General features: G+C 35.3%; 10 protein-coding genes. 9 read left to right on the plus strand and 1 reads right to left on the minus strand.

The features are described from left to right. Window positions 1-35: 35 nt before the first annotated feature. From MHB70_RS07755 to MHB70_RS07780, 6 genes are all read left to right on the plus strand, one after another. Complete coding sequence (locus MHB70_RS07755; RefSeq protein WP_000694089.1) at window positions 36-674, plus strand: response regulator transcription factor; 639 nt, start codon at window positions 36-38, stop codon at window positions 672-674. Window positions 675-678: 4 nt separating this feature from the next. After that, window positions 679-1,779, plus strand: coding sequence for a sensor histidine kinase (locus MHB70_RS07760; protein ID WP_000397635.1), 1,101 nt, complete (start codon window positions 679-681; stop codon window positions 1,777-1,779). A 137-nt stretch (window positions 1,780-1,916) separates the two neighbouring features. Continuing rightward, window positions 1,917-2,855 (plus strand): ABC transporter ATP-binding protein, encoded by a 939-nt coding sequence (locus MHB70_RS07765; protein ID WP_001093803.1) that lies wholly within the window; start codon window positions 1,917-1,919, stop codon window positions 2,853-2,855. A 37-nt stretch (window positions 2,856-2,892) separates the two neighbouring features. Further along, window positions 2,893-4,002, plus strand: a complete 1,110-nt coding sequence (locus MHB70_RS07770; protein ID WP_001020185.1) for an ABC transporter permease — start codon at window positions 2,893-2,895, stop codon at window positions 4,000-4,002. Window position 4,003: 1 nt separating this feature from the next. Next, window positions 4,004-5,149, plus strand: a complete 1,146-nt coding sequence (locus MHB70_RS07775; protein ID WP_000651853.1) for an ABC transporter permease — start codon at window positions 4,004-4,006, stop codon at window positions 5,147-5,149. 110 nt (window positions 5,150-5,259) lie between these two features. Beyond that, window positions 5,260-6,471 carry a phospholipase D-like domain-containing protein gene (locus MHB70_RS07780; protein ID WP_061530114.1) on the plus strand — a complete coding sequence of 404 codons (1,212 nt, stop codon included), beginning with the start codon at window positions 5,260-5,262 and terminating at the stop codon, window positions 6,469-6,471. A gap of 53 nt (window positions 6,472-6,524) precedes the next feature. On the opposite strand, the gene pyrH is transcribed toward MHB70_RS07780, so the two are convergent. Continuing rightward, window positions 6,525-7,265, minus strand: a complete 741-nt coding sequence (gene pyrH, locus MHB70_RS07785; RefSeq protein ID WP_061530113.1) for a UMP kinase — start codon at window positions 7,263-7,265, stop codon at window positions 6,525-6,527. 376 nt (window positions 7,266-7,641) lie between these two features. Between pyrH and MHB70_RS07790 the strand changes: the two genes are divergently transcribed. From MHB70_RS07790 to malS, 3 genes are all read left to right on the plus strand, one after another. After that, window positions 7,642-8,913 carry a cation:dicarboxylate symporter family transporter gene (locus tag MHB70_RS07790; protein ID WP_000713298.1) on the plus strand — a complete coding sequence of 424 codons (1,272 nt, stop codon included), beginning with the start codon at window positions 7,642-7,644 and terminating at the stop codon, window positions 8,911-8,913. Window positions 8,914-8,937: 24 nt separating this feature from the next. Further along, window positions 8,938-10,377: an aspartate ammonia-lyase gene (aspA, locus tag MHB70_RS07795; RefSeq protein ID WP_000224192.1), complete on the plus strand. Its 1,440-nt coding sequence runs from the start codon at window positions 8,938-8,940 to the stop codon at window positions 10,375-10,377. 74 nt (window positions 10,378-10,451) lie between these two features. Next, on the plus strand, window positions 10,452-12,164 hold the full coding sequence (gene malS, locus MHB70_RS07800) for an oxaloacetate-decarboxylating malate dehydrogenase (protein WP_002093791.1): 1,713 nt from the start codon (window positions 10,452-10,454) through the stop codon (window positions 12,162-12,164). The last annotated feature ends 26 nt before the right edge of the window (window positions 12,165-12,190 follow it).

The following is a 12,190-nucleotide window of genomic DNA, read 5'->3' on the forward strand; positions in this document are numbered from 1 at the left end:
TGAATGTTAGTAGGAGGACGTCCATACTAACAAACATGAAAATTAAAATATTAATAGCAGATGATAATTCTTTTATTAGAGAAGGCATGAAAATTATTTTAAATACATACGAAGAGTTTGAAGTGTTAGATACTGTAAATGATGGAAAAGAAGCTGTAGCATATTGTAAGAAACATGAAGTCGATATTGTGCTTTTAGATGTCCGCATGCCAAACATGAACGGGGTAGAGGCGACAAAGTTAATTTGTGAAGAGACGAAAACGAAGCCGCTTATTTTAACGACGTTTGATGATGATGAATATATATTGGACGCAGTAAAAAACGGAGCAAAAGGTTATTTATTAAAAAATAATGATCCGGAACGTATTCGTGATGCGATAAAAGGAGTGTATAACGGTCAAACTGTTATGCAAGATGTAGTACTTGATAAAATTAAATCTAATTTAATGGAAAGTAAAGAGGAAGAATGTAAAATAGATAAGAGTCTTTTTACAGAAAGGGAGCTTAGTATTATCGCATTAATTGCGAAAGGTTTCTCGAATAAAGAAATTTCAAAGCAGCTTTTCATATCAGAGGGAACAATCGCAAATTATATTACATCGGTTTTAGGGAAAACTGGACTAGAACATCGCACACAAATTGCGATTTATTACTTAACAGGGAAAGTAGATTAATGATATGGAATTTTGGTTAATTGTAAGTAAATTAATTGTTTTTATATATATTGTGTTTAGTTACATTTATTTAAATGTCGCGAACTTACCATGGATTATATTTACTTTGCTTTTATATCTTTCTGTAAACGTACTGATTTCTATATTTAAAAAAGATACGTACAAAAACATATTAACTTCTGTGTCAATTGGCGTAGTTATGTTATTTACATGGAAGATTCATCCGCTTTTTATTTTGTTTTTACCATTGAATTTATATGAACTTGTATTTCGATATATAGAGAAGAAATGGCAGCTCTTTATCGTTATGATGATTCCTATTATCTTTACAGATGAAAGTATTCGAATGACATATGGATTAATTGTTGCATTTTCTTTCATTGTATTAACTATGGCAGAACGGTATATATCGCGTGTATTAAAGCTTGAATCACAAAATGATAAGATGCGAAAAGATATGCAGCGGCTGACGAAAAGCTTACATGAAAATAAAGAGTACATAAAGCAATCAGAATACACATTTAAGTTAGAAGAGAGAAACCGGCTATCACAAGAAATTCATGATAAAATTGGCCACTCGATGACGGGTGCACTAATTCAAATGGAAGCAGCAAAGAGGTTAATGGAAATAGATAAAGAAAAATCTGCCGAGTTATTACAAAATGCAATTCACATTTCAAAAGATGGAATTGAAAGTATTCGCATTACATTAAAAAATATGAAGCCACCAACTGAGCAAATTGGAATCCATCGTATGAAATTATTCATAGAGGAATTTGCCGGTAAGCATGATGTAAATATTCCTTTCGTATATAAAGGTAACTTAGATATGATTTCTCCTATTCAGTGGAAAATTATCGGTGAAAATGTTACAGAGGCACTTACAAACGCAATGAAATATGCTGATGCGACAGTCATTTCCATAGATATTCATGTACTTAACAAGATGGTGAAAGTACAAGTGAAGGATAACGGAAAAGGTGCAGCTCTCGTTAAGAAAGGTCTCGGAATTATGGGGATGGAGGAGCGAACGGCATCAGTAAACGGAAAAATTATTGTAGATGGGACAAGTGGTTTTTCAGTAACAATGTTGCTGCCGATATAAAAGAATGGGACGAAGATGAATCATCTCATATGAAAAAAGTGAATAATCTCATATGAAAAGAATGAACTTCTGCACTGAGCAGGTTCATTTTTTTTGTTTATAATAAATAGCAGAGAAACCGAAATAGGGGTGAAATGATGAATACATTAGAAATTAAAAATTTAACGAAAAAATTTGGTGATTTCATCGCAGTTGATAATATGTCTTTATCTATTAAAGAAGGAGAGATATTTGGATTTTTAGGATCAAATGGTGCTGGTAAAAGTACAACGATAAATATGATTGCTGGGTTGTTAAGAAGTAATGAAGGTGAAATTAGCATATTAGGAAAAAATATAAAGAAGCATAATCGGTTTGCGAAGATGAATATTGGTATCGTTCCGCAAGATATTGCAATTTATGAAGAGTTAAATGCCTATGAAAATGTGAAATTCTTTGCTGGACTTTACGGGTTAAGAGGAGCTGAATTAAAAGCGAGAGTAGAGGAAGCACTTCAATTTGTGGGGCTTAGTGATAAACATAAAAATTACCCGAAAAACTTTTCTGGCGGGATGAAACGAAGACTGAATATCGCTTGTGCGATCGCTCATAGACCGAAGTTAATTATTATGGATGAGCCGACAGTTGGAATTGATCCACAGTCAAGAAACTATATTCTCCAGTCTGTTCGAAAATTAAATGAAATGGGAAGTACCATTATTTACACGAGCCACTACATGGAAGAAGTAGAAGAGATTTGTACGAAAATAGCAATTGTAGATCACGGTAAAGTGATTGCAGAAGGAACGAAAGAACAGTTAAAAGCAATTATTACCGACACGAAAGATATTTGGATTGAAGTAAAGTCGGTAGAAAAATTAGATGTAGAGCAGTTAAAAGAGATAAACGGTGTGAAAGCTGTTCAAATTGAAGAGAACGTAATTAAAGTAAACTCGGATGCAGGATTAAACAATTTAAATAAAATTATTCAGCATTTCATTAATCATGACATTGAAATCCGTTCGTTAGAGGAACAGGCTCCAAACTTAGAAACAGTATTCCTTACGTTGACTGGAAGAAACTTACGAGATAAATAAAAGGTAAATGAAGAAAAGGTAAAGGGAGGTTCATCAATTGAACATCTTCAATATTGCAGTTATGCATATTAAAAGAGATTTCAGGGACGTAAGAACTTTAGTTTTTATGTTAGCATTTCCTATTGTGCTTATGCTTGTGCTAGGGACAGCGTTAACGAATGCATTTAATAGTGATAGTCAATCGATTAAGGATATACAAGTGCTATATAAAGATGAAGCGAGTAGCACATTTTCTCAATCGTTTGAAGCATTTACGAAAGAAGTCGATAAATCGGGTATTCATTTTAAAAAAGCTTCTGAAGGTATAGATGGGAAAGAGGCAGTGAAGCAAAATAAATATGCTGCTTATGTAGAATTAAATAAAGATGGTGCAAAGTTTTACGGAAGTGACAAAAGTAGTATTGAGGGAAGTATTGTGGAAGGTATGCTTACAACATTTGTTGATAAGTACAATGTAGCAACCGAAGTGGCAAAAGTAGATCCTAGTAAGGTGAGCGCAGTTATTTCAAATGGGAATCATAATGATTATATAAAAGAAACATCTTTACAAGCTGCGAAAAAGCCAGGTTCTATGGATTACTATGCGGTTGTAATGACGACGATGATCGCACTATATGCTGGGATGGGAGCGAGTTCTTTAATTCGAGGAGAACGAATACGTAAAACAGGAGATCGTCTCATTGCTGCGCCTATAAGTAAGGCTGAAATATTCATTGGAAAAGTACTTGGTAGCCTAGTAGCAAACGCCCTTTGCGTATTACTTGTCATGTTATTTAGCAAATTTGTATTTCAAGCGAATTGGGGCGACCATCTTGGAATTATATTTATTATTTTGTTAACACAAGTCTTTCTAGCAATTAGCTTCGGTTTAGGGATCGGGTATATTACGAAAACAGCTGAATCATCGAGAGCAATTATTCTTGTTGTTATACAGTTAGCTTCTATTTTTGGTGGTGCATACTTCGTAGTAGAAGAAAATTTCGTTACGAACTTATCACCATTAACGTGGGCAAACACAGCTGTCATGAAAATTATTTATGCAAACGATGTAGGAGCGGCACTGCCGGTAATATGTTTAAATCTTGGGATTTCAGCACTCTTTTTATTAATTGCAATTATTGCATTACGTAGACGGGAGGGGCTATAGTATGAAAGATATTTTATGGCTCATACAAAAAACACTATCTGTCCTTTTGAAAAATAAAAAAGGATTATTCATTATTATTAGTTTGCCGATAATCGGAACGCTCATCTCTTTTTCGATATACGGAAATGCGGGGCAAGGCACGTTAAATATCGGGATTGTAAATAAAGAAAATGAGCCGATAGCAAATGATACGATAAAGTTTTTAGAAGGATTAAATCATGTGAAAGTGAGTAAGGTTAAGGAGTCGGAAGTAGAAGATAAACTCACTTCCAAAAAACTTGATGGAGTTATTACATTACATTCTGGTTTTTCAAAAAGTGTTCGAGAAGGGAAACCTAATCATATCGAGATTGCATCGATTAAAGGTGATCAAGTAACAGCATTTATAAAATCATATTTATATAACTATATTGATAATGTAGCAGCTATTAGTAAAGTAGCAGGAACAGATCAAAGTACATTTGATAGTATGTACGCAGGGTATCAAAAAAGTTCATTTAAAATGAAAACTGAGACGCTAGAAGATACTTCGAAAAATAAAGATATGACAAACCAAACGATGGGTTACCTTATTATGTTTATGCTGTTTTCAGCAGTGAACTTATCAGGATTTATTTTAAAAGAAAAAGAGAATAGAACGTACTTTAGATTATTATCAACACCAATTGATGGAAAGAAATTTATATTGTCCAACGTCGCGGTAAATATGATGATACTAACATTGCAAATTGTCATTGCAGTATTATTTATGACGAATGTTTTTCATACAAATATTAATATGCCTTTCATAGTAATGATTGGTGTGCTTATGATATTCGCTTTAATTGCAATTGGTTTATCATTAGTCATTGTGTCTTTTTCAAAAAGTTCGGCTGCTTCAAATGCAATGCAAAATCTAGTGATAGTACCAACATGTTTGCTTGCTGGATGTTATTTTCCATATGACATTATGCCAAAAGCGGTACAAAAAGTAGCTGATTTCCTACCGCAGCGCTGGTTACTAGATACGATAGCAAAACTACAGCAAGGTATTCCATTCTCTGAGTTGTATTTGAATATTTTAATCTTATTCGCCTTTGCAATAGCATTTTTCTTAATTGCAATTTATAAGTTTGGAAGAAATAATGATGCGAGGAATTTTGTTTAATGTGAAATGGGTGTGACGTTAAGTCGCATCCTTTTTTGTATGAAGCATGAAATCTAAACTTGAATGACAAAATAGAAGGGTGGAAAGAAAATGATCGGAAGGAAATCAAAATGATTAAAAAAATATTACGAGTTACTTCTATTATTATTGCTATTTTCGTTTTTATTTTAATTTGGATGCATATCGATGTTACCCTAGGTAGGAAAATGGAAGCTTGGAAAAACATGCCGACAGAGTATACACCTCATTATAGTGACTTTCAATTATATGTAGAAGGGAAGTCATTATATGAGCAGCTATTTGAAGATATTAAAAAAGCGAAAAGCTCCATCTACACTTATTTTTTCATTTTGTCGGATGATAAAAGTAGTCATATTTTTTTAAACTTATTAAAAGAGAAGGCGAAAGAAGGAGTAAACGTCTATTTATCGGTTGATCGCATTAATGATTTATCATTTGAAAGAAAGATGAAAAATGAATTGCAGGAAAGTGGTGTGCATTTTACATATAGTAGAAAACCTGAATTACCATTCGGGTTTTATTCTCTTCATCATCGTAATCATCGCCGTATTACGACGATTGATGGGGAGATTGGCTATACAGGCGGATTTAATATAGGAGATGAGTACTTAGGGAAAGATAAGCGATTTGGATATTGGCGTGATTATCATGTACGGCTTAAAGGAGAAGGAGCAAAAGATTTAGAACAGCAATTCGCTTTAGATTGGAAACGAGATACGAAAGAAGATATAAAGAGGAGTACGAATAAAGCTAGTAAAGGGAATACATTACATACTATGACTAGTTACAATGGGCATTACGTTGCTGAAAAATATATAGAGCTCATAAAACAAGCTCAACACTCCATTGTAATTGCAACGCCGTATTTTATAGCAAAAAATAAAGAATCCATGAATGCTTTAATCGCAGCACAAAAGCGTGGTGTTACAGTAAAAATACTTTGGTCATATAAACCAGATCTACCTCTTATAAAAGAAGCGGCGTATCCATACATACGTCAAGCTGTTAATAATGGGATTACTGTATATGGGTATAAAAAAGGAATGTTTCATGGGAAGTTAATGTTAATTGATAATGAATTAACTGTTATCGGTACAACGAACTTTACTGCACGTAGCTTCTATATTAATGATGAGATGAATTTGTATATTCATGGTGGATCTATCGTCTCAGAAGTGAATGAGGCGTTAACGCAAGATTTTCATGATTCGAAAGAAATGACGAAAGAATTTTTTGAGAAGTTATCATTTTGGGAGCGTTGTAAGGAGAAGTTGGGGGGATTGGCTGATTTTTATTTATAAAGGTTAATGAAAAGGGTGTCTTTTATAGACACCCTTTTCATGAGAAATAACTATTATTCATGCACAAGCATCGAAACATCATCATTAATCAATGTCCCCACATGTTCCCCTAAACATATTTTCTTCATCACCCCAGGCTCATTGAAGTTAAAGACATGTGCTGGTAAATTGTAGTCCCGAGCAAGCAATAAAGCGGCTTGGTCCATGACTTGTATGTTTTGTCTAACAACATCGTTATAGTTCAGCTTTCGATACATTTTCGCTGATTTGTTATGTTTTGGGTCACTTGTAAAGACACCGTCTACTCCTTGTTTTGCGACTAATATGGCGTCACTATTCATTTCGATTGCTCTCTGTACACTTGGGTAATCTGTCGTAACGAAAGGTTGCCCGTTACCGCCTCCAAAAATAACGACATAACCGTTATCTAAATGATGGACTGCACGCAAGCGAATATATGGTTCAGCTACTGCGTTAAAAGGGATGGAAGTCATAACGCGTACTTCTTTATTTGTTTTACTAGTTAAAACACCGCGGAGCATTAAGCTATTAATGATCGTACCTAACGTACCGATATTATCAGCTTCTACACGATCAATTCCCCATTCTTCAGCTAGATGACCTCTGAAAATGTTACCGCCACCGATAACGATGGATACTTCGATACCTAAATCAACAATGGATAAAATTTCGTTTGCGATATGTTCTAATCGTTTGGAGTTAAAGCTATTTCCAGTTTGATCGGCAAGAGCGCCGCCGCTTAGTTTTATTAAAACTCTTTTATATGGCCTCATAACAATTCCCCCTATATAGATCGCAATAAAAAAGGAACAAAGGCGAATGCCTTTGTTCCTTTTTAAGAAAATGAAAAAGAAAAGAAGAAGATAGGACGAATTGCTTTGTGTAGTTTTTCATACTATCCACTCCTTTTCATTTCGATTTGTTTTAAGTATATATCTTTTTGATTATACGAAACAATCTGATTACTTATCAAGTATATTTTATCGTTTTTTAACAAAATGGTGTCAATGAAAAATAGAAGAAAAATATTTGAAATTTTTGTGACAAACTTGTAGGTTTTTGTATGATTTTGTAGGTTCGCTTATATGATGTGTGAGTAGCTTTTATAAATTCAAATTGAAAGCGTTCGCATGAAGGGGATGAACATAAATGAAAAAATTCGGATTGGCAACACAAATTTTTGTCGCGCTTGTTTTAGGGATTGTAGTAGGGGCAGTCTTTTATGGCAATAAAACGGCGATTTCTTATATCACACCAATTGGGGATATATTTATTCATTTAATTAAGATGATTGTAGTACCAATTGTTATTTCAGCATTAATTGTTGCGGTAGCTGGCGTGGGAGATATGAAAAAGCTTGGGAAACTGGGCGGTAAGACAATTCTTTATTTCGAAATTATTACGACGATTGCTATTTTAATGGGATTACTTGCAGCGAATATATTCCAACCAGGTACTGGCGTTGATATGAGCAATTTACAGCAAAGTGATATTTCTTCTTATAAACAAACTGCAGATGCAACAGAGAAGAAAGGATTTGCTGAAACGATTGTTCATATTGTACCGAAAAACGTATTTGAATCTATCTCACAAGGTGACTTATTACCGATTATATTCTTCTCCGTGTTATTTGGTTTAGGAGTTGCGGCAATTGGAGAAAAAGGAAAGCCTGTCTTTAACTTTTTTGAAGGTGTACTCGAAGCAATGTTTTGGGTTACAAATCAAGTTATGAAGTTTGCACCATTCGGTGTATTCGCATTAATTGCTGTTACGGTTGCAAAATTTGGTGTAGCAACACTACTTCCGTTAGGAAAACTAGTGCTAGCTGTATACGTAACTGTTATACTATTCGTTGTGATTGTATTAGGTATTAATGCACGAATGGTTGGCGTAAACATTTTTACATTAATAAAAATTTTAAAAGAAGAACTTATTCTTTCATTTACGACAGCAAGTTCAGAAGCTGTTTTACCTAATATAATGAGAAAAATGGAAGAGTTCGGTTGTCCAAAGGCAGTTGCCTCTTTCGTAATTCCGACAGGTTATACATTTAACTTGACTGGATCGGCTATTTATCAAGCGTTAGCGGCATTGTTTGTTGCACAAATGTATGGTGTACACATGTCACTGACGGAGCAAATAACGTTATTATTCGTTCTCATGTTAACATCCAAAGGTATGGCGGGAGTTCCAGGTGCATCGTTCGTTGTTGTATTAGCAACGTTAGGTTCAATGGGGTTACCACTAGAAGGTATCGCGTTAATTGCGGGAATTGACCGCATTTTAGATATGATTCGCTCATCTGTCAATGTATTAGGAAATGCATTAGCGGCCATTGTTATGTCGAAGTGGGAAGGCGAATTCGATAATGAGAAAGCAAAACAATATGTAGAAACAGTCAAAGAAACAAAAGCAGCATAAGAAATCGTTAAGGAGTGAATAATCATGGCAACATTAACTGAAGTTAAAAATGGTGTGCGAATTGAAAAAGATTTTTTAGGTGAAAAAGAAGTACCAAATTATGCATACTACGGCGTACAAACAATGCGTGCAGTAGAAAACTTCCCAATTACAGGTTACAAAATTCATGAAGGTTTAATTCAAGCATTCGCAGTTGTAAAAAAAGCAGCAGCACTTGCAAATACAGATGTAGGTAGATTGGAATTGAATAAAGGCGGCGCGATCGCAGAAGCTGCTCAAGAAATTCTAGATGGAAAATGGCACGATCATTTCATCGTCGACCCAATTCAGGGCGGTGCGGGTACTTCAATGAACATGAATGCAAATGAAGTCATTGCCAATCGTGCTCTTGAATTATTAGGAATGGAAAAGGGAGACTATCATTATATTAGTCCAAATAGCCATGTAAATATGGCACAATCAACAAACGATGCATTCCCAACGGCGATTCATATCGCGACATTAAATGCATTAGAAGGCTTATTACAAACGATGGGTTATATGCATGATGTATTTGAATTAAAAGCAGAACAATTCGACCATGTTATTAAAATGGGTCGTACGCATTTACAAGATGCTGTACCAATTCGTCTTGGACAAGAGTTTAAAGCGTATTCTCGCGTACTAGAACGTGATATGAAACGTATTAAGCAATCACGTCAACATTTATATGAAGTAAATATGGGAGCAACTGCAGTTGGTACAGGCTTAAATGCAGATCCAGAGTATATTGAAGCAGTTGTAAAACATCTTGCTACAATTAGTGAATTACCGCTTGTTGGTGCAGAAGATTTAGTGGACGCGACGCAAAATACTGATGCGTACACAGAAGTATCTGCAGCACTAAAAGTATGTATGATGAATATGTCTAAAATTGCGAATGACCTTCGCTTAATGGCATCAGGTCCACGTGTTGGTTTAGCAGAAATTATGTTACCAGCTCGTCAACCAGGTTCTTCTATTATGCCAGGGAAAGTAAACCCTGTTATGCCAGAAGTTATTAACCAAATTGCGTTCCAAGTTATTGGTAACGATCATACAATTTGTCTTGCTTCAGAAGCAGGACAATTAGAATTAAATGTTATGGAACCAGTACTTGTTTTCAACTTACTTCAATCTATTAGCATTATGAATAATGGTTTCCGTGCCTTTACAGATAATTGCTTAAAAGGAATTGAAGCGAATGAAGATCGTTTAAAAGAGTACGTTGAGAAAAGTGTAGGAATTATTACAGCCGTGAACCCTCATATCGGTTATGAAGCAGCAGCTCGTGTTGCGAAAGAAGCAATTGCAACAGGTCAATCCGTTCGTGAACTTTGTGTAAAAAATGGTGTATTGTCACAAGAAGATTTAGAGTTAATTCTAGATCCATTCGAAATGACACATCCAGGGATTGCAGGAGCAACTCTTTTAAAGAAAAATTAAAAGAAGAGGGGGACAATCCCCTCTTTTTTGTTTACAATATAGAAATGCTATATATGAATAGAGGTAGGGATGTTATGAGTAAGTTTACAGTGGCTTCTAATGGTGCATTAGAAACAACATTAAGAGGAGCAGAAGTATTATCAACACCACTTTTAAATAAAGGGGTAGCTTTCACACAAGAGGAAAGAGAAGAGTTAGGTTTAAAAGGTTTATTACCGCCAGCTGTTTTAACATTAGAAGAACAAGCACGCCGAGCATATGAACAATTTAGTTCTCAGCCGGATGATTTATTAAAAAATGTATACTTAACGGCGTTACATGATCGAAATGAAGTATTATTTTATCGTATATTAACAGATCATTTACGTGAAATGTTACCGATTGTATATACACCAACTGTAGGTGTAGCAATTCAAAGGTATAGTCATGAATACCGTAAACCACGTGGTATTTATTTATCAATTAACGATCCATCAGGTATTGAAGATGCATTTGCCAATATCGGTGCAACAGCTGAAAACATTGATTTAGTCGTTGTAACGGATGGAGAAGGTATATTAGGAATTGGTGATTGGGGTGTTGGTGGAATTAACATCGCAATCGGGAAATTAGCTGTATATACGGCCGCAGTTGGAATCGATCCTAGCCGTGTATTACCGGTAATTTTAGATGTAGGTACAAATCGTGAGGAATTATTAAACAATCCATTTTATATTGGAAATCGTCATCCTCGTATAACAGGTGAAGCGTACGATGAATTTATTGATACGTTTGTTCAAGCGGTAAATAAACAATTCCCGAAGGCGCTTCTACATTGGGAAGACTTCAGTTCTCGAAATGCACGAAAAATTTTAGATAAATATCGTCATGACGTTTGTACATTTAATGATGATATTCAAGGTACAGGGGCAGTTTCACTTGCTGCTGTATTATCGGCAGTAAAAGCTTCTGGTGTACCGCTAAGTGAGCACCGTGTTGTTGTGTTTGGTGCTGGTACGGCTGGAATCGGTATCGCAGATCAAGTAAGAGATGCAATGGTTCGCGTCGGCTTATCAGATGAAGAATCTCATAATCGTTTCTGGTGTATTGACCGTAACGGATTAGTTACAGATAATATGGAAGGTCTTCTTGATTTCCAAATTCCATATGCAAGAAAAGAAGCGGAAGTAAGTGATTGGAAACAAAATGATGTGATCGGGCTTGCTGAAGTTGTGAAACATGTAAAACCGACAATTTTAATTGGAACATCAACAGTTGCGGGCGCATTTAAAGAAGAGATTATTAAAGAAATGGCTTCTCACGTAGAAAGACCAATTATTTTACCAATGTCGAATCCAACACCACTTGCGGAAGCGAAACCAGCAGATTTAATCGAGTGGACAGAAGGAAGAGCGTTAGTTGCAACAGGAAGTCCGTTTGAACCAGTTACATATAACGGTGTAACGTATGTGATTGGACAGTCAAATAACGCACTTATTTTCCCGGGACTAGGTCTTGGTACAATTGTTGTTCGTGCAAGCGTCATGACGGATGGAATGTTCGCAGCAGCAGCTGAAGCAGTTGCAAGTATGGTAGATACAAGTCAGCCAGGAGCACCTATTTTGCCAGAAGTTGAAGAGTTACGTAATATCTCTGAACTAGTTGCAATTGAAGTAGCGAAAGTTGCAGTTGCAGAAGGTGTTGCTAGAGAAAACTTAAGTGATAACGATATTAAGATTGCAGTGAAAGAAGCAATGTGGAAGCCTGAGTATCGTCAAATAAAAGCGGTAGAAAAGGTTAGTATATAGAGAAAAAGCCCGTTTATAATAATAAA

The sequence above is a fragment of the Bacillus sp. FSL M7-1020 genome (assembly GCF_038050415.1).
In the GTDB taxonomy this organism is placed as follows: Bacteria; Bacillota; Bacilli; order Bacillales; family Bacillaceae_G; genus Bacillus_A; species Bacillus_A toyonensis.